This is a genomic window from Pseudomonas sp. 3MAES_34.3B, from assembly GCF_058145875.1.
The window spans coordinates 3,375,668-3,396,385 of record NZ_CM176960.1; the positions used below are offsets into that span (position 1 = coordinate 3,375,668).

22 protein-coding genes are annotated in these 20,718 nt (G+C 62.8%); 15 read left to right on the forward strand and 7 right to left on the reverse strand.

Annotated features, from left to right (window positions below):
- Nucleotides 1–5: 5 nt before the first annotated feature.
- The 5 genes from AC3Z8Y_RS14745 to AC3Z8Y_RS14765 form a co-directional block, all read right to left on the reverse strand.
- Nucleotides 6–398, reverse strand: coding sequence for a nuclear transport factor 2 family protein (locus tag AC3Z8Y_RS14745; protein ID WP_490086448.1), 393 nt, complete (start codon nt 396–398; stop codon nt 6–8).
- Nucleotides 399–517: 119 nt separating this feature from the next.
- The gene (locus AC3Z8Y_RS14750) at nt 518–922 is read right to left on the reverse strand and encodes a DoxX-like family protein (protein WP_490086449.1); all 405 of its coding nucleotides are present in this window, start codon (nt 920–922) and stop codon (nt 518–520) included.
- A gap of 1 nt (nt 923) precedes the next feature.
- Entirely contained in the window at nt 924–1,361 is a 438-nt protein-coding gene (locus tag AC3Z8Y_RS14755) for a thiol-disulfide oxidoreductase DCC family protein (RefSeq protein WP_490086450.1), read from the reverse strand.
- Nucleotides 1,362–2,233: 872 nt separating this feature from the next.
- Nucleotides 2,234–3,340 carry a DmpA family aminopeptidase gene (locus AC3Z8Y_RS14760; RefSeq protein ID WP_490086451.1) on the reverse strand — a complete coding sequence of 369 codons (1,107 nt, stop codon included), beginning with the start codon at nt 3,338–3,340 and terminating at the stop codon, nt 2,234–2,236.
- A 13-nt stretch (nt 3,341–3,353) separates the two neighbouring features.
- Entirely contained in the window at nt 3,354–4,718 is a 1,365-nt protein-coding gene (locus AC3Z8Y_RS14765) for an APC family permease (protein WP_490086452.1), read from the reverse strand.
- A 199-nt stretch (nt 4,719–4,917) separates the two neighbouring features.
- On the opposite strand from AC3Z8Y_RS14765, the gene AC3Z8Y_RS14770 reads away from it, so the two are divergent.
- The 10 genes from AC3Z8Y_RS14770 (at nt 4,918) to AC3Z8Y_RS14815 (ending at nt 14,140) form a co-directional block, all read left to right on the forward strand.
- Nucleotides 4,918–5,733, forward strand: a complete 816-nt coding sequence (locus AC3Z8Y_RS14770; RefSeq protein ID WP_490086453.1) for a helix-turn-helix transcriptional regulator — start codon at nt 4,918–4,920, stop codon at nt 5,731–5,733.
- 465 nt (nt 5,734–6,198) lie between these two features.
- Nucleotides 6,199–6,993 (forward strand): glycosyltransferase, encoded by a 795-nt coding sequence (locus tag AC3Z8Y_RS14775; protein ID WP_490086454.1) that lies wholly within the window; start codon nt 6,199–6,201, stop codon nt 6,991–6,993.
- A gap of 110 nt (nt 6,994–7,103) precedes the next feature.
- The gene (locus tag AC3Z8Y_RS14780) at nt 7,104–7,721 is read left to right on the forward strand and encodes a trimeric intracellular cation channel family protein (protein ID WP_490086455.1); all 618 of its coding nucleotides are present in this window, start codon (nt 7,104–7,106) and stop codon (nt 7,719–7,721) included.
- 122 nt (nt 7,722–7,843) lie between these two features.
- On the forward strand, nt 7,844–8,434 hold the full coding sequence (locus AC3Z8Y_RS14785; protein WP_490086456.1) for an amino acid synthesis family protein: 591 nt from the start codon (nt 7,844–7,846) through the stop codon (nt 8,432–8,434).
- On the forward strand, nt 8,434–9,267 hold the full coding sequence (locus tag AC3Z8Y_RS14790) for an alpha/beta fold hydrolase (protein ID WP_490086457.1): 834 nt from the start codon (nt 8,434–8,436) through the stop codon (nt 9,265–9,267). The genes AC3Z8Y_RS14785 and AC3Z8Y_RS14790 overlap by 1 nt, the downstream gene beginning before the upstream one ends.
- Nucleotides 9,264–10,745 (forward strand): aldehyde dehydrogenase, encoded by a 1,482-nt coding sequence (locus tag AC3Z8Y_RS14795; RefSeq protein ID WP_490086458.1) that lies wholly within the window; start codon nt 9,264–9,266, stop codon nt 10,743–10,745. Before AC3Z8Y_RS14790 ends, AC3Z8Y_RS14795 begins: the two co-directional genes overlap by 4 nt.
- Nucleotides 10,746–10,759: 14 nt before the next feature.
- Nucleotides 10,760–11,245 (forward strand): flavin reductase family protein, encoded by a 486-nt coding sequence (locus AC3Z8Y_RS14800; RefSeq protein ID WP_490086459.1) that lies wholly within the window; start codon nt 10,760–10,762, stop codon nt 11,243–11,245.
- Between the two features lie 24 nt (nt 11,246–11,269).
- On the forward strand, nt 11,270–12,721 hold the full coding sequence (locus AC3Z8Y_RS14805) for an NAD-dependent succinate-semialdehyde dehydrogenase (RefSeq protein WP_490086460.1): 1,452 nt from the start codon (nt 11,270–11,272) through the stop codon (nt 12,719–12,721).
- Nucleotides 12,722–12,822: 101 nt separating this feature from the next.
- Nucleotides 12,823–13,575, forward strand: a complete 753-nt coding sequence (locus AC3Z8Y_RS14810; protein ID WP_490086461.1) for a GntR family transcriptional regulator — start codon at nt 12,823–12,825, stop codon at nt 13,573–13,575.
- Between the two features lies 1 nt (nt 13,576).
- Nucleotides 13,577–14,140 (forward strand): NUDIX hydrolase, encoded by a 564-nt coding sequence (locus AC3Z8Y_RS14815; RefSeq protein ID WP_490086462.1) that lies wholly within the window; start codon nt 13,577–13,579, stop codon nt 14,138–14,140.
- A gap of 45 nt (nt 14,141–14,185) precedes the next feature.
- Here AC3Z8Y_RS14815 and AC3Z8Y_RS14820 read toward each other — a convergent pair whose 3' ends face one another.
- A complete protein-coding gene (locus tag AC3Z8Y_RS14820) occupies nt 14,186–14,473 on the reverse strand; it encodes a DUF1330 domain-containing protein (protein ID WP_181112328.1) in 288 nt (95 codons plus the stop codon).
- 73 nt (nt 14,474–14,546) lie between these two features.
- Here AC3Z8Y_RS14820 and ribBA point away from each other — a divergent pair, with 73 nt between their 5' ends.
- The 5 genes from ribBA (at nt 14,547) to AC3Z8Y_RS14845 (ending at nt 19,760) form a co-directional block, all read left to right on the forward strand.
- On the forward strand, nt 14,547–15,659 hold the full coding sequence (ribBA, locus tag AC3Z8Y_RS14825) for a bifunctional 3,4-dihydroxy-2-butanone-4-phosphate synthase/GTP cyclohydrolase II (protein WP_490086463.1): 1,113 nt from the start codon (nt 14,547–14,549) through the stop codon (nt 15,657–15,659).
- A gap of 213 nt (nt 15,660–15,872) precedes the next feature.
- Nucleotides 15,873–16,898 (forward strand): ABC transporter substrate-binding protein, encoded by a 1,026-nt coding sequence (locus tag AC3Z8Y_RS14830; protein ID WP_490086464.1) that lies wholly within the window; start codon nt 15,873–15,875, stop codon nt 16,896–16,898.
- Nucleotides 16,883–17,803 carry an ABC transporter permease gene (locus AC3Z8Y_RS14835; RefSeq protein WP_181120611.1) on the forward strand — a complete coding sequence of 307 codons (921 nt, stop codon included), beginning with the start codon at nt 16,883–16,885 and terminating at the stop codon, nt 17,801–17,803. Before AC3Z8Y_RS14830 ends, AC3Z8Y_RS14835 begins: the two co-directional genes overlap by 16 nt.
- 5 nt (nt 17,804–17,808) lie before the next feature.
- On the forward strand, nt 17,809–18,630 hold the full coding sequence (locus AC3Z8Y_RS14840) for an ABC transporter permease (protein WP_490086465.1): 822 nt from the start codon (nt 17,809–17,811) through the stop codon (nt 18,628–18,630).
- Entirely contained in the window at nt 18,627–19,760 is a 1,134-nt protein-coding gene (locus AC3Z8Y_RS14845; RefSeq protein ID WP_490086466.1) for an ABC transporter ATP-binding protein, read from the forward strand. The genes AC3Z8Y_RS14840 and AC3Z8Y_RS14845 overlap by 4 nt, the downstream gene beginning before the upstream one ends.
- A 22-nt stretch (nt 19,761–19,782) precedes the next feature.
- Here AC3Z8Y_RS14845 and AC3Z8Y_RS14850 read toward each other — a convergent pair whose 3' ends face one another.
- A complete protein-coding gene (locus tag AC3Z8Y_RS14850; RefSeq protein WP_490086467.1) occupies nt 19,783–20,655 on the reverse strand; it encodes a HipA domain-containing protein in 873 nt (290 codons plus the stop codon).
- Between the last annotated feature and the right edge of the window lie 63 nt (nt 20,656–20,718).

Sequence of the window (20,718 nt, forward strand, 5' to 3'; positions counted from 1 at the left end):
CGGGTTCAGGCGCTGGCGCGTGTGCCATGGAAGGCCACGATCTGCCAGCCCTCAGGGTTGCGCTGCCACACCTGGGTCACGAAACCCTCTGCCCGGATGGGTTCGCCGCCACTGCGTTTTTGCAGCAGGTTCACCTGCGGGCCGGTCATCAATGCCACGCCCTCTGCTAGCACGCGCACTTGCAACGCACCACGTTCAACGGCCAGGTAACGCACGGCCTCGCGCGCGTACGCTTGGTATTCGGCCTTGCTCTGCACAAGCCCTGTGGTGTGGACGTACACCAGTTCATCGCCAAACAGGCGCGCGATGCTCTCGTGATCTTCTTCCATCAACGCGCGGGCGCGCTCGCTTTCCAGCGCGAGCAGTTCATCTTGCAGGGTAATCGCTTGGGCGGTCATGACAGGGCAAGCCTCGAGTGGCGCCGCGACAGTGCGGCGGAGCACACCCTAGGCGGCGACCGCGCGGGTGAAAAATCGCGTATCGCCATGGCAGGCATCGGCAATGGCGATGGGTGGACTCAAGCCGGATGTGCCCGCAGCACCGGCGCTTCGGCCAACCATGCCACCGCGCACAGGGCCAGGCCCGCCAGGTTCAACGATACCGGGTTGAATGCCTCGGCCAGCAGGTGGGGCGTGATCATTGCCACGTCCGCCAGCAGCCCGGCCAGAGCCGTCGCGGCGATGACCAGCGAACCGCGTCTATACCAGGGCGACAACAGCCACAAAGCCATGGCGATTTCCGCCAGACCGCTGAGCCGTGCTATCTGCTCCGGGTTCTGGAATCCATGAGCGGTAATCATGAGCCGCTCGCCCACGCTGAGCGTCAGCAGTTTGGGAACCAGCCCATGGTAGAAGAACATGAAGGCCAACCCCGCCCTCGCCACCCAAGCGATGCGTGCCAGCTGCGTGATAGTCGACTGCACCTCAGGGCTGCGCCTTGATGAAGCGATCGGCGTGGTCCGCGCTCGGCAACTGGCACTGATCGTGGCGGCCGAACAAGCGGTAGCGGTTACGCGCAACGCGGTCGTAGGCCCAATCCCGCACGGGCGCCGGAATCACCCGGGCCAACCGCAGCAGCGGCCACGGCATCGGTAGCCTCGCAAGAATGCGCATTATCGCGTCGGTGCGTACGTACACCTCACCGTTCTCGATCACTGCCAGGGTGTCGAACCTGTCCTGGGGCAGCCCGGCCCAGGCCAGCAACGCCTGGCCTTCCGGCGACTGCACGCTGGCCAGCTTGATATGGCGGGCGCGGTCATGGCGGATCAGAAACCGCGCCCAGCCGTTGCACAGTTTGCATACGCCATCGAAGAGCACAGCGGTGTCGCCGGGGGCTAGGAAGGGAGCGGGTGTAGATGGCATGGGCAGGGTACCGAGGGATGACGGGCGTGGCCTTACGGGTAAAGACGGTGGTCCGGGTCCAGCCACACTACGTAGAAGACGTGGATCTGGATGCATGAAGTTCTTTGATACTAAGGTCGCTCAGTGCGCTTAGCCTTTCCAGCACCTTGCAGAAATATTCCGATGCTTTGGCGCAATAGCTGAACTTATCGTGGTCCCGAGCGATATGACGAAACGAAAAACTGACCCGCTGAGGTGCAGGGGGTATGCCGGCCCGCATCGGAGTATCAGGCTTGCTTAACCGACCAGCTCTCATTTGACTGCAACCCTCGGCTACGCAGGCGACCTGGCCATTTCACTATAGAAGCGGCACGTAAGCGCCTTATCAATACTGGCTGTGCAACTGGCATCCGGCGAAAGATCGCCTCGTGCCGCTTTCCAAGGCTCTTCCTGATGGGTCAATTGTTCCAGTTCGAACCCACTGAAACCACCGAACACCCGATAAACATCGTCCATGAGTTCTGCAGCTTGAGGGGCGTCAGGAGATCACCGTGTTGTTTGGCAAACCACAAAAGGTAGTCTGCGACTCCGTTTGCTGTGCTGGCGGCCATGGAGCCTCTTGAAAAATGAATCGGTGGGCAATTATCGACCTGTAAACCATGGAGTCAACCAGTATCCCCCGACTGAAATACGCAGCGACAAAGCTCGCGGCTTGCCCTTGGATTAGAGCAGGACGCCATAACCCTCCCCTTCGTCGCGCCTGGAGGAGCCACGGTCACGGAACTTACCATCAACGATGCAAGGTCGCCGAAGTGTCACTGTGAGCCGCGACCTCCAGTGCTACGCCCGAAATCGGCTGGAGGCCATCCGAGCGTGGGGCGGCTGAGCTCACTCTACAGCGCAGCCGGGCGCCAGCCAGTTTCGGCCAGCGCCGTAGTCAACAACGCATCGCTCAGGGGTTCGACCTGCGTGTTGTCATCGGCCACCATGGCCTGACCTGCCAGCAAGGCATTGATGATCGCTTCCTCCACCGCTTCGGCGGCGGCGGCAAACAGGGGCGAGATGTGATCGTTGTTCACCATGCTCACGCCGTGGCTGAATGCCCCGCCTTTGCGGTCGTAATCGGCGGGTGGAATGTTCCGATTGCCGGTGGCGAAGGCCAGGAAGATATCTCCACTGGAATCATCGGTGCCGCCGCCGGTGCGGGCGATGCCGATGGACGCTCGCTGCGCCAGGCGCTGGCATTGATGGGGCAGCAAGGGTGCGTTCGTGGCGAGGATCACCACAATGGAACCCATGCCCGGCGTGCCCTGCTCGGCGAACGGCGATGGCACGTGCGCAAGGTAGCGGCCCACCGGGTAACCGTCCACCCGCAGGTCTCGGCGCTGGCCGTGGTTGGCCTGTACCAGCGCGCCCACCGTCCAGCCACCCTGCTCTGTTTCAAGTACGCGAGAGGCGGTACCGATGCCGCCTTTGAATTCATGGCAGATCATGCCGGTGCCGCCGCCCACCGCGCCTTCCTGCACCGGCCCGGTTTCGGCTGCGGCGAGCGCGGCGCTCACGTCCTGGGGCGTGACGTGCTGGCCCCAGATGTCGTTGAGCACGCCATCGTAGGTTTCCATCACTACCGGCATGCACCAGTAGGTGGCAGTACTCGCCAGGGAACGACGCTCATGGGCGATCAGCGCGTCGCGCACCACGCCCACGCTGTGGGTGTTGGTAGTGGCGATCGGCGTAGTCAGCAGGCCGGCTTCACGAACCCACTCAAGGCCCGTGGCGTCGCCATTGCCGTTCAGCACATGACAGCCGGCAAAACAAGGTTGCTCCCGCGCGGCGCCTTCCCGAGGCTCCACCACGGTTACGCCAGTGCGCACCCATTTGCCGCCCCGCTGCTCGTTCAAGGTGGTGTGCCCCACGCGCACGCCCGGAACATCGGTAATGGCATTGAACGGGCCGGGAGTGCCCAGCCCCAAAGTAATACCCAGTTGACGCGCGCGCATTGCAGATCCTCGATCAAAGTTTCTGGAAGCCCGGGCTCAGCTTGCCGTAGGTGCCGTAGAGGATCACCGACACGCTCAGCAGGCCCAGGATAATCATGATGTCCCGGCTGGAGGCCTGCCCCAGCAAGGTAACCAGCAGGTAGCCCGCGCCTACGGCTGCCAGCAAGGCTGGCACTGGCCACAGCGGCATGCGGTAAGGGTGGGCCCGGTCACGGCGCAGTACCCGGCTGAACAGCGCGCTCAGGGCGACGGTGAGGTACACCAGCAGGATCAACAGCACGGTGAAGGACGTGAGCTCGGCCAAGTTGGAGCTGAAGGTCAGCACCGCCGAGGGTACTGCCAGGAACAGCGTGGCCAGCCATGGCGATTGCCATTTCGCGTGAATGCGAGTGAAGGCGCGGTTGAGCCTGGGCATCCATACTTCGTCGCGCCCGCTGCTGTAGATCACCCGGCCGCTCTGGATCACGATCGCCACGATGGCATTGAACACCGACAGGAAGATACCCGCGCTTACCAGGCGTGACAGCGTCTCGTTGCCATGGGCTGTGAGGAGGTAGCCGATGGGGTCAGCGCTGGCAAGCATCTCGGTCAACGAAGGCGCGCCCACGAGCAGCGCGGCGAGCGGGATGATCTCGATCGCGACCACCAGCACCAGTGACCACAACACTGCACGGGGTACGCCATGGCCGCCGTCGTGCATGTCCTCGGCCAGCAGCACCGCGCCGCCGAAACCGTTATAGGAGAACAGCGCGGTGCCGATGGCCCCGATCACCAGTGCAAAGGGCGCGGCGCTCAGTACCCCGGCGCTCACCACCTGGGGATGCAGTAGCGCACTGACCGGCTGCTGGGCATGGCCGAAACCCAGCACCACGATCACCATCAGCGCGGCCACCTCAAGGAACAGACAAAGGCCGGTTACCCAGGCGTTGAGCTTGATGTTGAGGATGCCAATCGCGTAACTGAGCACCACGATCACCAGCGCCACAGTCTGGCTGTCGAAGTGCGTACCCAGTGCGGCGTTGAGGTAGGTCGCCGCGCCGGTTGCCAGCACCGGCGGGATGAACAGCAACATCGCCAACACTGTCAGGAAGGTGGCATACCCGGCCATGCCGCCGAACACCCGCTTGGCGAACACGTACTCACCGCCAGCAGTTCTGTGGGCCCGGCCCAGTTCGGCATAGCAATATGCGAACATCAGCGCCAATACGCCGCCCAGCGCAAACGCCCAGATCACGCCGGTACCCGCTTGCTGAATGGCAAACGGTGCGATCACGAACACAGAGCTGGCGGGCGTTACAGAAGAAACCGTGATCGCCACCACGTCGGCGACACTCAAGCTGGGCTTGAGCGCCGACGCTTGCGGAACAGGAGCCATCATATCGTTACCCTCGGGTTGTTGTTCGAAGTTGAGGCAGTAAACGAAGGCTTGAAGAGAGGGCGCTCTCGGCTGGAGCACTAGATGCAACGCACTCTAGGCAGTGAAACATGAGGGGACAATTCCCCTATGGGGGTACCCCCATTGACAACCTTCAAGCGTAAAGGCGGTACTGGGCACCCCAAGCGCTCGAGGTACCCACGTGAACAGCCTGTTCGAACAATCCTCCATGCACACGGCTTTGGCGCGGGCCATCGAACACGCCGGCGGGCCGCGGTTCTGGCGCCAGCTGGTACTGCTGCTTCGGCATTGGGTACCGTTCGACAATGCCCTGGGCGTGTTTTACCCCGAGGCTGGCGCCCCGGTCGCCCTTGAGGAATACGACGCTGCCCCTACGCCTGGCCCCGCGTCCAGCCTGCAATACCTGGACGGCCTGTACCTGCTGGACCCGTTCTACCAGGCTGCGCGTGAAGGCATCGCCAGCGGGTTCTACCGCCTGGAAGAAGTGGCCCCGGATCACTTTCACCAGACGGACTATTACCTCAACTACTTCCACGACCATGTGCTGGAGGACGAGGTGCAATACCTGCTGCAACTGCCAGGCGAAGGCACCCTCTCACTGTCACTGGGCATGCACGAGCGCTTCGGCGCGCAGTATTTGGGCATGCTTACCCTCTGCGCCCCCTGGGTGCTGGCGTTGCTCAAGCAACACTGGGCCCAGGCCCGGCCGGGGTCGGCGGCGGCAACGGTTGCCGCCAAGGAAGACAGCTGCACCTTCGTCGGTGACGCCCTCGACCGCTTCGGGGCGCGGGTGTTATCGGAACGGGAGCTGGAAGTGGCACGGCTGATATTGCGCGGCTACTCCTCCAAGGCCATGGCTGAACGGCTGGGTATTTCGCCCGAAACGGTGAAGGTGCACCGTCGCCACCTGTACGCCAAGCTCGACATCTCGGCACAGCCTGAGCTGTTTTCGCTGTTTATACAGTCGTTGGAGGTGGGTGACGCTCGAGAGCGATAAGCCACAGTAGCAGCGCGCCTTGGCGGCGACCGGCACGACAGGGCCGCCGTTTCGGCGATGGTTTCGTCGCGGGCAAGCCACGCTGCTACAGAGGCGGGCCCAGTATCATCGTGAAGGAAGCGATAGCGAGCGATGTAGAAGGACATCCCGAAGGAGAACTTGCCACGGAAGGTTAAAACCCGGGATCACATTTAAGAAAAACTCCTATTCTGTAACGCCATGTGTTTGTCGATAATAACGCGACATCCACATGACATATTTTTCACACCCGCGCTTTACTATCTCCTTCCCAAGTAATACAGCACCCTACGAGTAACTTTAAGCGAATTGATACATTCGTGTACCAATTGAAACAACTCGGACAATAAGCGGAACGCGCGTTCCAACCTTTCATATTCTTCCGGCAATCAACCAGGCCGCGCTGCGCTTTGCCTCGTGTTTGCCCTTTGTATTTGAGCTTTTCCGATGAGTACAGCAGATCGACAGCCCGCTCGGGCACCCACCTTCAGTATCGCGCTGGTGAACTACAAGACCTACGAAATGACTCGGGCATGCCTGGAGTTGCTCAAGCAGCAGATCGGCAACGCGAACATCCCGGTATGGGTGGTGGACAATGACTCACAGGATGCCAGCACCACCTACCTGCGCAGCCTGAGCTGGATCAACCTGATCGAACGCCCTCAACCGGCCGGCGAACCCGGGCATATCGCCCATGGCCGGGCGCTGGACCTGGTACTTGAGCAAACGCAGAGCGATTATCTGCTGCTGATGCACACCGATACGTTTATCCATGACCGCCGGGTATTCCAGTGGCTGCTCGACAAGTGCGATGGCCGTTCCAATGTGGCGGCGGTGGGTTGTGTGGAACAACTGGATCGAGGGTTGCCGCGTACGGTATGGCGATACAGCTCGCGGTTCTGCAAACACTATTATCGGCGCCTGCTGAGCCGCCTGGGCTTGCCAGGGCGTGGGCCGAAACCATGGAAAGAACAGCACTTGAAGAGCTTTTGCACCCTGTGGAACAGCAAGGCCATGAAACAGCACGGCCTGCACTTCTGCATGGATGACCGCGTGCCCGGTTATACCCTGCAAGATCGCATGGAAGCACTTGGGTATAGCATCGCCAAAGTGCCGCCCGCGCGCCTGTTCAAATACTTGGACCACATCCAGGCGGGTACCGTCGCGGCTGCCAACGGTTATGGCGCAAACCATCGCCGCACGCGGATGTACAAACAGGCCCTGACACGCGTCGGGGCTTGAACCAGGGCTTGGCAAACGGCGGGGCCCAAAGGCCGACATAACCTTGAGCAAGGCGTTGCGAGCTCAGGCATAGTCGCCCTGCCCCTATAGCCGTTTGCAAAGGTATGCCCATGGGTTTCCACGTTTTTTCCTACATCGACCTGATGGGCACGTTCGTCTTCGCCCTGAGCGGCGCCCTGGCCGCCATCAATCGCCAGCTGGACCTCTTCGGTGTGTTCGTCATTGCGTTCGTGACCGCCTGCGGCGGCGGCGTGGTACGTGACCTGTGCATTGGCGCAGTGCCACCCGCCGGCCTGGTCAATATCGAATATGCCGTAGCGGTTGCCCTGGCAGTGACCCTCGCCGGTTGCTTCCAACAGGTGCTGCTCAAACTGACCCAGCCCACGCTGTTTTTCGATGCGGTAGGGCTGGGGTTCTTTGCCGCGTTCGGCGCGCACAAGGCCTATACCTACGTCCCGGATACCCAACTGGCGATCCTGTTGGGCGTGGTGTCAGCCGTGGGCGGCGGCGCTATTCGCGACGTGATGCTGAGCCGCGTGCCGGTGGTATTGACCAAAGAAATCTATGCCCTCGCCGCCCTGCTCGGTGCCGCCATACAAGTGCTGGGCGAGCTGGGCTGGATCGGCCCGCAAATGGCCCCCTGGCTTGCCATCGCGCTCTGCACACTGGTGCGGATGCTATCGCTACGATACGGATGGAACCTCCCAGGCCTCAAAAAGCCCGTGTGAACAGGGCCCCCTAGCAGCCTTGCGGGAAAACCCTTGCACACGCCTGAGTTTCGGTTAGTATCTGGTATACCGTAATACGAGAAACCAACCTCGTACCGCCATCCAGAACAAGGGGAACCGCCGTGGGCTTTGAAATCCGCAAGATCGTCACGTACACCGAGCAAACCTTCATCGAAGGCGGCAAGGCCAGCGAAAAGCCGGTCACCATGGTGGGGTTGGCTGTGGTCATCAAAAACCCCTGGGTGGGCCCGTTCGTTGAGGACCTCAAACCGCTGATCAAGGCCAACTGCTCGGAACTGGGCGCTTTGATGGTGGAGCAACTCACCAACGCCATTGGCGGCGCAGGCCGCATCGAGGCCTACGGCAAGGCGGCGGTAGTGGGTGCCGACGGCGAGATCGAGCACGCCTCGGCGGTGATTCACACCCTGCGCTTCGGCAACCACTACCGCGAAGCGGTACAAGCCAAGAGCTACCTGAGCTTCACCAACAAGCGCGGCGGCCCCGGCACCTCCATCCAGATCCCGATGATGCACAAGGACGACGAAGGCCTGCGCTCGCACTACATCACCCTGGAAATGAAAATCGAGGACGCGCCACGCGCCGACGAGATCGTAGTGGTGCTGGGCGCGGCAGACGGCGGCCGCCTGCACCCGCGCATCGGCAACCGCTATATGGACCTTGAAGAGCTGGCCGCGGAAAAGGCGCAGCAGTGATGAACGCCCGGGCCACTGAATGGACCGCAGCGGGCACTGCCTACCAGGTGACCGGCGAGGGCGAACCCGTGGTGCTCATCCACGGCGTGGGCCTGAACAAGGACATGTGGGGTGGCCAGGTAGTAAGCCTGGCGGAGCAGTACCAGGTGATTACCTATGACATGCTGGGCCACGGCGAAAGCGCCATGCCCCATGCCGACACAGGGCTGGAAGGTTACGCCGGGCAATTGCTCGAACTGGTCGAACACCTGGGGCTGGCGCGGGTGCACGTGGTGGGCTTTTCCATGGGCGGGCTGGTGGCGCGGGCGTTCGCGCTGCATCACCCTGAGCATCTGGCCTCAATGGTGATCCTCAACAGCGTGTTCGCCCGCACACCGGAGCAACGCGCCGGCGTGGTGGAGCGTACCCGCCAAGCGGCGGAATTCGGCCCCAACGCCAATGCCGAAGCGGCGCTGGCGCGGTGGTTCAGCCGGGAGTACCTCGCTGCCAGCCATGCACAGGTGGACAACATCCGCCGCACCCTGGCCAGCAACCACCCGCAGGGTTACCTGACCACTTACAGCTTGTTCGCCACCCAGGACATGTACCGGGCCGACGACCTGCCGGGGCTGAACGTGCCTGTACTGGTGGCCACCGGCGAGCTGGATGCCGGCTCCACGCCGGAGATGGCGCGCCAGCTGGCCGCGCGCATCCCGGGCGCGCAGGTTGCCATCCTGGCTGAACAACGCCACATGATGCCGGTGGAGTCGCCGCGGCTGGTCAACCAGCTGCTGGTCGGTTTCCTGGCCAACGTCAAATGCCTGCCAGTGCAGGCTGAGGGGAATGTCGCATGACCCTGGTTCGATTTCAGATGTGTATCGCCGGCACTTGGCAGGATGCCCGCTCAGGCCGCACCTTCCAGAGCCTGGACCCCTCCACCGGCCAGGCCTGGGCCGAGCTGCCCGACGCCGACGAAGCCGATGTGGATGTGGCCGTTAAAGCCGCGCAGGCGGCATTCGACAGCCCGGCCTGGCGTGGCCTTACCGCCACGGCGCGGGGCAAGCTGTTACGCCGCCTGGGCGACTTGATTGCCGAGAACAAAGAGCATCTCGCCCAGCTGGAAAGCCGCGACAACGGCAAACTGATCCGCGAAACCCGCGGCCAGGTGGGCTACCTGCCGGAGTTCTTCCATTACACGGCGGGCCTGGCCGACAAGCTCGAGGGCGGCACCCTGCCTTTGGACAAGCCCGACCTCTTCGCCTACACCGTGCACGAGCCCTTGGGCGTGGTGGCCGGGATCATTCCCTGGAACAGCCCGCTGTACCTCACGGCCATCAAACTGGCGCCAGCCCTGGCTGCGGGCAACACCATCGTGCTCAAACCCTCCGAGCACGCCTCGGCAACACTGATCGAGCTGGCCCGGCTGGCGCTGGAAGCCGGCATACCTCCAGGGGTGGTCAACGTAGTCACCGGTTATGGCCCCAGCACTGGCGCGGCATTGGTGCGCCATCCGCTGGTGCGCAAGGTCGCGTTCACCGGCGGCGCGGCCACCGCCCGCCACGTGGTGCGCGGCACGGCCGAGAACTTCGCCAAGCTGTCGCTGGAGCTGGGCGGCAAGTCCCCCAACATCATCTTCGCCGACGCCGACCTGGACAGCGCCATCAACGGCGTGATCGCCGGGATTTATGCGGCCTCCGGGCAAAGCTGCGTGGCCGGGTCACGCCTGCTGGTGCAAGCCGAAATCTACGACGCCTTCGTGGAGCGCCTGGTCGAGCGTGCCCGCCGCATCAAGATCGGTGCCCCTCGCGAAGAGTCTACGGAGATGGGCCCCATGGCGACCGAGCAACAGCTGGGTGTGGTGGAACGGCTAGTGAGCGAGGCCGTGGCCGAAGGCGCGGTATTGCGCATGGGCGGTAAGCGCCCCGATGTAGACAGCCAAGGCTGGTACTACGAACCCACGCTGTTCGAGTGCGACCGCCATTCGATGAAGATCATGCAGGAAGAAGTCTTCGGCCCGGTGGCCTCGGTGATCCGCTTCAATACCGAAGCCGAGGCGCTGGAACTGGCAAACGATTCGGAATACGGCCTGGCCGCCGGCATCTGGACCCGCGACCTGGGCCGCGCTCACCGGCTGGCCCGCGATGTGCGCTCGGGGATCATCTGGGTGAACACCTACCGCGCGGTGTCGGCCATGGCGCCGATCGGCGGGTTCAAGAACAGTGGCTACGGCCGGGAAAGCGGCATCGACTCGGTGCTGGCGTACACAGAACAAAAAACGGTGTGGATCAACCTGTCTCAGGCACCCATGCCAGACCCATTCGTGATGCGTTAAGAGGTAAGGCGGCAATGATCGAAGCCCAAATATACAAAGAGGTGATGGCCTCCTTTCCGTCGGGTGTGACCGTGGTCACCACCCTGGACACCGAAGGTGACCTGGTTGGCATTACCGCCAGCGCCTTCAGCGCCCTCTCGCTGGACCCTGCCCTGGTGCTGTTCTGCCCTAACTACAGTTCCAACACCTACCCGGCGCTGCTCGAACGCAAGCATTTCGCGATCCACCTCCTTTCTGGGGAGCAACAGGCGCAGGCGTTCGCCTTCGCCAGCAAAAGCAAGGAGAAGGCCCGCGAATTGCCCTGGACCCTCAGCGCCTTGGGCAACCCGATCCTGGAGGGTGCCACGGCCATCATCGAGTGCACGCTGTGGCGGGAATATGAAGGTGGAGACCACGCGATCATTGTGGGCGAGGTACAGAACCTGATCCTGCCCACCGACCCGGTTACGCCGATGATTTACCACCGAGGCAAGCTGGGCGCCCTGCCAGTGTTCTGCTGAAACACTCACTTGAGGTAGCTGTGCATGATCAGCCTTTTTCGCGAGCAAGCATTCATTACCGGCCGTTGGCGAGACGCCCCGCCAGGGCATGCCCAAGCGGTGTACAACCCGGCAACCGGCGTAATGGTAGGCCACGTGCCGGACTTCGGCGCGGCCGAGGCCCGCGAAGCGATCAGCGCCGCCGAAACCGCCCTGCCCGCCTGGCGTGCGCTGAAGGCTGGGGACCGCGCCGCCTTCCTCAAGCGCTGGCACGCCTTGGTGCTGGAACACACCGAGGCGCTGTCGGCTATTCTGGTGGCCGAGCAAGGCAAGCCGTTGGCTGAGGCCCGGGGTGAGATCCTCTACGCCGCCAGCTTTGTGGAGTGGTTCGCCGAAGAAGCGCGGCGGGTGTATGGCGACATCATCCCCAGCCATAAGGATGGCGCGCGCATCCTGGTCACCAAGGCGCCAGTGGGCGTGGTCGCGGCCATTACCCCGTGGAATTTCCCTGCGGCCATGGTGACCCGCAAGCTGGCGCCGGCGTTGGCAGCGGGTTGCACGTGCATTCTCAAGCCGGCCCCGGACACGCCCTTCACCGCGCTTGCGCTTGTTGCGCTGGCCGAGGAAGCCGGCCTGCCCGCCGGGGTGCTGAATGTGATTACCGGCGACGCTATCGCCATTGGCGCCGAATTGACGGCCAGCCCGGTAGTGCGAAAGTTGTCCTTTACCGGGTCCACGGCGGTGGGCAAACACTTGATGGCCCAGTGCGCGCCCACGTTGAAAAAACTGTCGCTGGAACTGGGCGGCAATGCGCCCTTTATCGTGTTCGACGATGCCAACCTGGAAGCCGCCGTGGAAGGTGCCCTGCTGGCGAAGTTTCGCAACGCCGGGCAAACCTGCGTGTGCGTGAACCGCTTCCTGGTGCAAGCTGGCATTCACGACCAGTTTGTGGCGCGGCTGGCGGAGCGCATGGGCGAGCTGGTGGTAGGCGAAGGTACACAACCAGGGGTTACCCAAGGGCCGCTGATCAACCAGGCGGCGGTGGTAAAAACCGAGCAGCACATCGCCGATGCGTTGGAACACGGGGCACGCCTGCTGTGCGGCGGGGAACGCCACGCGCTGGGCCACGGGTTTTTCCAGCCCACCCTGCTCAGTGAGGTCACCCCGGCCATGCGAGTAGCCCGTGAAGAAACCTTCGGCCCGTTGGCCGCGGTGTTTCGCTTCACTGACGAACAAGAAGCGATCGCCCTGGCCAACGACACGGATTCGGGCCTGGCCGCTTACTGCTATACCCGCGACCTGGGCCGTGCGTTTCGCATGAGCGAAGCCCTGGAGTACGGCATGGTGGGCATCAACGAAGGTTTGATTTCCACGGAAGTGGCGCCTTTCGGCGGGATCAAAGCTTCCGGGCTGGGGCGCGAAGGCTCGCGCTACGGCCTCGAGGACTACCTGGAGGTGCGCTATACCCTGATGGGTGGGCTTGCGGCCGGGCAATAGCCTGCCTAGCCTCACTGCGCCGGGACATCAACTGTTGAGCTTCCGGCGTGCCAATGAAAAGATACGCACTCTCCGCTTTACCTGAGTTCACAAGAGCACTTATGAAACGCACGCCACTCGACGACAGCTTCAAGGTCAATCGCAATCCCGTGACACTGCGCGAGATCGTGCTCGACAAACTTCGCAGCGCCATCATGAATTTCCAGCTGCTGCCGGGCGACCGCCTCGTGGAGCGGGACCTGTGTGACCGCCTGGGCGTGAGCCGTACGTCTGTGCGCGAAGCGCTGCGCCACCTGGAATCCGAAGGCCTGGTGGAGTTTGCCGACGCCAAAGGGCCACGCGTGGCGATCATCACCCTGGAGGACGCCTGCAATATCTACGAGTTGCGCGCGGCGCTCGAAGGTTTGATCGTGCAGCTGTTCACCCTGCGCGCCAAGGCCAAGAACATCCGCGCACTGGAAAAAGCCCTCGCGGTGAACCGCCAGGCGCTGGAAGAAGGTGACCTGCCGCAGGTTCTGGACTCGGTGCAAGGCTTCTATGAAGTGCTGATGGAGGGCTGTGGCAACCAGGTAGCGGCCACCCAACTGCGCCAGCTCCAGGCCCGCATCAGTTACTTGCGCGCGACCTCGGTGTCCCAGGAAAACCGACGCGGCGCCAGCAACCATGAAATGGAAAAAATGGTGGAAGCGATCAAGAGCGGGAATCCGCAGGCCGCCTTCGAAGCGTCTGTGGATCACGTCCACGCCGCTGCACGGGTTGCGCTCGACTACCTGCGGCGCAAGCAGGAAAGCGACACCAAGCTCCCTGACATGATCGAACCCTTGGCTGTACCTCAGCCTGCGGTAGGCCGCTGACATGCCCGCGCCCCGCTATTGTTCGCAATGCGGCGGGGCCGACCTGCAACACGGCTGCCCACCCGGGGACACGCACTCACGGCTGTTATGTGCGACCTGCGGCTTCGTTCACTACGTAAACCCGAAGATCATTGCCGGCTGCATCGTGGAGCACGAAGGCCGCTACCTGCTGAGCCAGCGCGCGATCGCGCCGCGGCCTGGTACCTGGACCCTCCCGGCAGGCTTCATGGAGGCGGGCGAAACCACGGAGCAGGCCGCGCTGCGGGAGGTGTGGGAAGAAACCGGCGTGCAGGCCCGCATCGTCGCGCCCTACTCCATCTTCAGCGTGCCGCGCATCAGCGAGGTGTACATCGTATTCCGCGCGGCGCTGGTAAGTATGGAAGACACCTGGGGCAGCGAATCCCTGGACCGGCGCCTGTTCCTGCCGGATGACATTCCGTGGGACAACATCTACTACCCGGCCATTCGGCAGATCCTTGAGCGTTACATCCACGAACGCGCGGCCGGGGTGTATGGGCTGTACATGGGCAATGACGAAGACGGCCAGCTTCATTTCGTGCGGTGAAGCCTGGTGTTCCCGGGCTCCGCCCTCTCAACCATCACCCGCCGCTTACACGCCCTCCACAATGACGATCCTGGCCACCCCCGCCCCTTCCCGATGCGCCGCTGCCGCCTGGTACTCCGGCGAGTTGTAACAGGCCACCGCCTGCTCATATGAATCGAACTCGATCACCACGTTGCGGGGCGCCGCCGGGCCGTTTTCCATGGCTTCGCAGCGCCCGCCGCGGGCCAGGAACCGGCCACCGTAACGCGCGAATGCCTCTGGCGCGCGGCTCGTGTATTGGGTGTATTGCTCCGGGTCGGTCACGTCCACGTGGGCGATCCAATAGCCTTTCATGCGGTGCTCCTCATCTCGGTTAATGTGTAATATGGTATACCAACTTTATATCACTGCGCGTATCGAGAATGCCATGCCGTTCGACAGCATAGAAGCAATCCTGGAAGACTACCGCCAAGGCAAGATGGTGTTGATGGTCGATGACGAAGACCGTGAGAACGAAGGCGACCTGCTGCTGGCGGCGGATTGCTGCGACGCAGCGGCAATCAACTTCATGGCCCGCGAGGCGCGAGGGCTCATCTGCCTTACCCTCACCGACGAGCACTGTCAGCGCCTTGGGCTTGAACAGATGGTGCCCACCAACGGCAGCGGCTTCAGTACCGCGTTCACGGTGTCCATCGAGGCAGCTACCGGCGTGTCCACGGGCATTTCCGCGGCGGACCGCGCCCGTACGGTGGCGGTTGCGGTACACCCTGATTCCCGTGCCGAAGACATCGTGCAGCCGGGGCATATCTTCCCGGTGCGAGCACGCGACGGCGGCGTACTTACCCGCGCCGGCCATACCGAAGCGGGCTGCGACCTGGCGCGCCTGGCGGGCTTCACGCCGGCGTCGGTGATCGTGGAAGTGATGAACGATGACGGCAGCATGGCCCGCCGGCCCGAGCTGGAAGCCTTTGCGCAGCGGCATGGCATTCGTATCGGCACCATCGCGGACCTGATCCATTACCGCCTGAGCACCGAGCACACGGTGAGGCGCATCGGCGAACGCGAACTGCCCACCGTGCATGGCACCTTCCGCCTGCTGACCTACGAAGATCGCGTTACCGGCGGCGTGCACATGGCCATGGTGATGGGCCAACCGATGCGCAACCAGCCCACGCTGGTGCGCGTGCATGCGATTGACCCGCTGCGTGACCTGGTGGGCGCCGAATACACCGGCCCGGCCAACTGGACCCTCTGGGCGGCGCTGCAAAAGGTGGCCGAAGCGGGCCATGGTGTGGTGGTGATCCTCGCCCACCACGAATCGTCCCAGGCGCTGCTCGAACGGGTACCACAGCTGACCCAGGCGCCCAAACGCTTTGCCCCGGGCGCTACGCGCACCTATTCGGAAACCGGCACCGGCGCCCAGATTTTGCAGGACCTGGGCGTAGGAAAGATCCGCCACCTGGGCCCACCGATCAAGTACAACGGCTTGGCCGGCTATGACCTTGAGGTGGTGGAAAACCTACCGTTCGAACCCGCCTGACAGCCGTAAAGCCCCTGTAACGACGGGAAGCTCTTGCGCAATTCTTGGAATACCATAATATGATATTCCAAGGCCAAAACTGATCAGGGCACCTGTCTCTACAGTACCGCTGATGCCGGATTCGGCCACGCTTCACATTCACTGAACCACTGCTCCCGAACAAACGCGGGTGCCACATAGCCCGCATAACCACAAGAAAGCGAGGGCGTAATCATGGTGTTTAGAAAACAGGCGATCGCGGCATGCGTTGCCGGGTTGCTGACGATTGGCGGCGCCGCCTGCAGCGCGGACGAAACCATGAGTTTCGTCAGCTGGGGCGGTTCGACCCAGGACGCCCAGCGCGATGCCTGGGCTGCCCCGTTCAGCAAGGCCAGCGGTGTGAACGTGGTGATGGATGGCCCAACCGACTACGGCAAGCTCAAGGCCATGGTCGAGAGCGGCAACGTGCAATGGGACGTCGTGGATGTGGAAGCTGACTTCGCCCTGCGGGCCGCCGCGGAAGGGCTGCTGGAGCCGCTGGACTTCTCGGTGATCAAGCGTGACACGCTGGACCCGCGTTTCGTGTCCGATAACGGCGTGGGCTCGTTCTACTTCTCCTTCGTGCTCGGCTACAACGAGGGCAAGGTGGGCAGCACGCCGCCGCAATCCTGGGAGGCCCTGTTCGACACTGCCAAATACCCGGGCAAGCGCGCGCTGTACAAATGGCCCAGCCCAGGCGTCCTGGAATTGGCCCTGCTAGCTGACGGCGTGCCAGCCGACAAGCTGTATCCGCTGGACCTGGACCGCGCCTTCAAGAAGCTGGACACCATCAAGCCCAACATCGTGTGGTGGGGCGGCGGCGCGCAGTCCCAGCAACTGCTGGCGTCAGGCGAGGCCACGCTCGGGCAGTTCTGGAACGGCCGGATCTATGCGCTTCAGCAGGATGGTGCGCCGGTGGGGGTAAGCTGGAAGCAGAACCTGGTAATGGCCGACTTCCTGGTCATTCCCAAAGGCTCGAAAAACAAGGCCGCCGCCATGCGCTTCCTCGCGGCGGCCAGCAGTGCCAAGGGCCAGGCGGATTTCTCCAACCTCACCGCCTATGCGCCTGTGAACAACGACAGCATCCCTCGCCTGGATTCGGCCCTGGCGCCTAACCTGCCCACCGCCTATGCCAAGGACCAGATCACCCTCGACTACGCATACTGGGCCAAGAACGGCCCGGCTATTGCCACACGGTGGAACGAATGGCTGGTCAAGTGAAGCTGCACACCGCTGCCCCGTTACCGTTGCCCGGCGCCGCCACCCCTGCACGGCCTGTGGCCGGCAAGGGTGAACGGCCCTGGCGCGGCAGCGGGAACCTGCTGCCGGCACTGGCATTCCTCGGGCTGTTCTTCTTCGCACCGTTGATTGGCCTGCTGCTGCGCGGGGTGCTGGAGCCCACCCCGGGGCTGGGCAATTACGAACAACTGTTCGCCAACTCGGCTTACGCGAGGGTGTTGCTCAACACCTTCTCCGTGGCCGGGCTGGTCACTGTGTTCAGCTTGCTGCTGGGTTTCCCGCTCGCCTGGGTGATCACCCTGGTACCGCGCGGGTGGGGCCGCTGGCTGCTGAACGTGGTGCTGTTGTCGATGTGGACCAGCCTGCTGGCACGCACCTATGCCTGGCTGGTGCTGCTGCAGGCCTCCGGTGTCATCAACAAGGCGCTGATGGCCTTGGGCATCATCGACCAGCCGCTGGAGATGGTGCACAACCTCACCGGCGTGGTGATCGGCATGACCTACATCATGATCCCGTTCATCGTGCTGCCGCTGCAGGCCACCATGCAGGCCATCGACCCCATGGTGATACAGGCCGGCGCGATCTGTGGCGCCACGCCCTGGACCAACTTCGTGCGAGTGTTCCTGCCACTGTGCCGCCCCGGGTTGTTCTCCGGCGCCCTCATGGTGTTCGTGATGTCGCTGGGGTACTACGTAACCCCTGCCCTGCTGGGTGGCGCGCAGAACATGATGCTGCCGGAGTTCATCGTGCAACAGGTGCAGTCCTTCCTCAACTGGGGCCTGGCCAGCGCTGCCGCGGCCTTGCTGGTGCTGATCACGCTAGTGCTGTTCTACGTCTATCTCAAGCTGCAGCCGGAATCTCCGGTAGGCGCTGCCAACGGGAGGTAATGCACATGTTGCTCACTGCCAACGCCATGGGCCCGCGCCTGCGCTGGGGCCTTTATCTGTCCACCGGGGTGATCGCGCTGTTTCTGCTGTTACCGGTGGTGTTCATCGTGTTGTTGTCATTCGGCTCCTCCCAATGGCTGGTGTTCCCGCCACCGGGCTGGACGGTGAAATGGTATGCGCAGTTCTTCGCCAACGCCGAGTGGATGGCTGCGGCCTGGTCGAGCCTCAAGGTTGCCTTGCTGACCACGGTGTTCGCGGTCGCGCTGGGTGTGCCGACGGCCTTCGCCCTGGTACGCGGCCGATTCATCGGGCGTGAACTGCTCTATGCGCTGTTCACCCTGCCGATGATCGTGCCGCTGGTGATCATCGCGGTGGCCGTGTACGCACTGTTTCTCAAGCTGGGGCTTACCGGCACGCTGTTCTCCTTTGTGGTGAGCCATGTGATCGTGGCGCTGCCGTTCACCATCATCTCCATCATCAACTCGCTCAAGTTGTTCGACCGTTCCATCGAGGACGCCGCGGTGATCTGCGGCGCCTCGCGGATACAGGCGATCCTGCGGGTAACGTTCCCCGGCATTCGCCCGGGGTTGATCTCCGGAGGGCTGTTCGCCTTCCTGGTGTCCTGGGACGAGGTGGTACTCAGCGTGATGATGGCCAGCCCTACCCTGCAAACCTTGCCTGTAAAAATGTGGACCACCCTTCGCCAGGACCTCACCCCGGTGATCGCCGTGGCCTCGACCTTGCTGATCGGCCTGTCGGTACTGGTCATGCTTATCGCCACCGGCCTGCGCCGCCGCAACGACGCCCGCGCTCTGGAGCTGCAATGAACGCCATTCTCAAGCCAACGCCGCACGCCACGCTGGTCAGCCTGCGCCAGTTGAACAAGCACTATGGCGACTTTACCGCCGTGGACAACCTGTCGCTGGAAATCCAGGACGGCGAGTTCCTGACCTTCCTGGGCTCCAGCGGGTCGGGCAAAAGCACCACGCTGTCCATGCTCGCGGGCTTCGAAACGCCCAGCTCGGGTGAGATCGAAGTGGCCGGCCGCTCGCTGGTGAACGTGCCGCCGCACAAGCGGGACATTGGCATGGTGTTCCAGCGCTATTCGCTGTTCCCGCACATGTCGGTGCGCGACAACATTGCTTTCCCTCTGGCCATCCGCAAGCTGCCGGCCGCCGAGCGCGACAAGCGCGTGAACGCCATGCTCAAGCTGGTGCAGCTCGAAGCCTTCGCCCACCGCCGGCCGGCGCAATTGTCTGGCGGGCAGCAGCAACGCGTGGCCATTGCCCGCGCGTTGGTGTACGAGCCCCGCATCCTGCTGATGGACGAGCCCCTGGGCGCGCTAGACAAAAAGCTGCGTGAAGACCTGCAAGACGAACTACGCCAATTGCACCGGCGCCTGGGCATCACCATCGTGTACGTGACCCACGACCAGGAAGAGGCCATGCGGTTGTCCCAGCGCATCGCGATTTTCAGCCATGGAAAGGTGGTGGGCCTGGGCAGCGGCGTAGAGCTGTACCAGAACCCGCCGAATGCGTTCGTGGCCTCGTTCCTAGGCAACTCCAACTTCCTCCAGGCAACGGCCACAGGCAATGCCGGCGCGGTGTTCGAGGGCCAGCCCGTGAGCATTCGGCCACAGGCCCAAACCAGCAGCCAGCAACCGCTATTGCTGATGGTGCGCCCCGAGAAAGCCCTCGCCCTGAGCCACGCCGCAGCCGCTGCCACACCCCTGCCCCCGGGCTGGAACGAAGTGGCCGCTACGGTAAGCGAAGTGTTGTTCCTGGGCGAAAGCCAGACCTGCTCGGCCGTTACCGCCGGCGGCACCGCCCTTACGGTGAAGGCGCTGTCTGCCAGCGGCATGGCACTGAGCCCGGGCGAAGCCGTTCGCGTACGCTGGGCGGCGGGTGATGCTTGTGTGTATACGGAGTGGGCGGCTGCGGATTTGAAGAAGGGGTGAGGGGGAGCTCAATATTGCCCGTTCACCGCTTTCGAGGGGCAAGCAGCTCTGATCGGCCAAAGCGCTCGCGGTCGTTTTCAGGCCCGGCGGGCGCAGAAGATTCAGCCTCTGCGATAGCCGATTGCAGACCTCGCAAATGCGGTGCCGCCTTCGTGCTGCGTAGGGTTTGCATGCCTTCATCCCAGGCATGGACCATATGTTTGGCAATGTCTCGCCAGGCAGGGTTGTTTTTCCCGGCTTCAATCACTTCCTTGCCTACTTCTACTGCGGACTCACAAAGCTGCTCGGTCATCGCAGCATACCGACGGGGAGAAATGCCAAGCCGACCATTGAAAAATGTTTCGAGCGTTCGGCCCGGGGTCCATGTTTGCCTGCCGCCAACGGACAAGCCTGGAGGATTTGACGCAAAACGGGGATAGGCCTGAGTTGTGACCAAGTCATAGACGGGGGTAAAAGCCACGTCCCCCCGGGAGGTGTAGTAAATCGCGATATTTTTTGCGTGGCAGTCCGCATTGCGTGTTACGTAGTTGGTCAACAAATGCCAGCCAAAATGTTCTCGCTGCTCGCGCAAACGTTCTCCAGGGATGTAGGCCCGGGTGGCATTCCATACCCTTTCGGTGGTCGTAGCGTATTTCTCGTGAGGGGGAAGACCGAGCAATCCACAAGCATCCTCCAGGCCGCAATGAGGCTGTCCGTTTGAATCAACATCGAAACGGTCTACCAATAGTATTCGACCATCATCCGACATGCGACAGCGCGCTACTGGCACAACGTTCAGCCGCGCCAGTACTCGCATGGTGAAGAATTCGTTAAACCCCAGATACGGGGTCGTTTCGTCCGAACCCTTGATGATATGTAAGCCGGTACGAAGTGTAGGCTTGCCTACGGAAATCACGTTCAGGAAGATATTTCAGGACGTATTCATCGCGCTCACGGTAGAGCTTGGCGACGGTTCTGC

Excerpts from the sequence above, each read along its gene's own strand:
- AC3Z8Y_RS14745 (WP_490086448.1), bottom strand. The coding sequence starts at position 398 with ATGACCGCCCAAGCGATTACCCTGCAAGATGAACTGCTCGCGCTGGAA.
- AC3Z8Y_RS14790 (WP_490086457.1), top strand. The coding sequence starts at position 8,434 with ATGAACGCCCGGGCCACTGAATGGACCGCAGCGGGCACTGCCTACCAG.
- AC3Z8Y_RS14765 (WP_490086452.1), bottom strand. The coding sequence starts at position 4,718 with ATGATGGCTCCTGTTCCGCAAGCGTCGGCGCTCAAGCCCAGCTTGAGT.
- AC3Z8Y_RS14835 (WP_181120611.1), top strand. The coding sequence starts at position 16,883 with ATGGCTGGTCAAGTGAAGCTGCACACCGCTGCCCCGTTACCGTTGCCC.
- AC3Z8Y_RS14760 (WP_490086451.1), bottom strand. The coding sequence starts at position 3,340 with ATGCGCGCGCGTCAACTGGGTATTACTTTGGGGCTGGGCACTCCCGGC.
- AC3Z8Y_RS14820 (WP_181112328.1), bottom strand. The coding sequence starts at position 14,473 with ATGAAAGGCTATTGGATCGCCCACGTGGACGTGACCGACCCGGAGCAA.
- AC3Z8Y_RS14845 (WP_490086466.1), top strand. The coding sequence starts at position 18,627 with ATGAACGCCATTCTCAAGCCAACGCCGCACGCCACGCTGGTCAGCCTG.
- AC3Z8Y_RS14805 (WP_490086460.1), top strand. The coding sequence starts at position 11,270 with ATGATCAGCCTTTTTCGCGAGCAAGCATTCATTACCGGCCGTTGGCGA.
- AC3Z8Y_RS14800 (WP_490086459.1), top strand. The coding sequence starts at position 10,760 with ATGATCGAAGCCCAAATATACAAAGAGGTGATGGCCTCCTTTCCGTCG.
- AC3Z8Y_RS14755 (WP_490086450.1), bottom strand. The coding sequence starts at position 1,361 with ATGCCATCTACACCCGCTCCCTTCCTAGCCCCCGGCGACACCGCTGTG.
- AC3Z8Y_RS14840 (WP_490086465.1), top strand. The coding sequence starts at position 17,809 with ATGTTGCTCACTGCCAACGCCATGGGCCCGCGCCTGCGCTGGGGCCTT.
- ribBA (WP_490086463.1), top strand. The coding sequence starts at position 14,547 with ATGCCGTTCGACAGCATAGAAGCAATCCTGGAAGACTACCGCCAAGGC.
- AC3Z8Y_RS14780 (WP_490086455.1), top strand. The coding sequence starts at position 7,104 with ATGGGTTTCCACGTTTTTTCCTACATCGACCTGATGGGCACGTTCGTC.
- AC3Z8Y_RS14775 (WP_490086454.1), top strand. The coding sequence starts at position 6,199 with ATGAGTACAGCAGATCGACAGCCCGCTCGGGCACCCACCTTCAGTATC.
- AC3Z8Y_RS14810 (WP_490086461.1), top strand. The coding sequence starts at position 12,823 with ATGAAACGCACGCCACTCGACGACAGCTTCAAGGTCAATCGCAATCCC.
- AC3Z8Y_RS14795 (WP_490086458.1), top strand. The coding sequence starts at position 9,264 with ATGACCCTGGTTCGATTTCAGATGTGTATCGCCGGCACTTGGCAGGAT.
- AC3Z8Y_RS14815 (WP_490086462.1), top strand. The coding sequence starts at position 13,577 with ATGCCCGCGCCCCGCTATTGTTCGCAATGCGGCGGGGCCGACCTGCAA.
- AC3Z8Y_RS14830 (WP_490086464.1), top strand. The coding sequence starts at position 15,873 with ATGGTGTTTAGAAAACAGGCGATCGCGGCATGCGTTGCCGGGTTGCTG.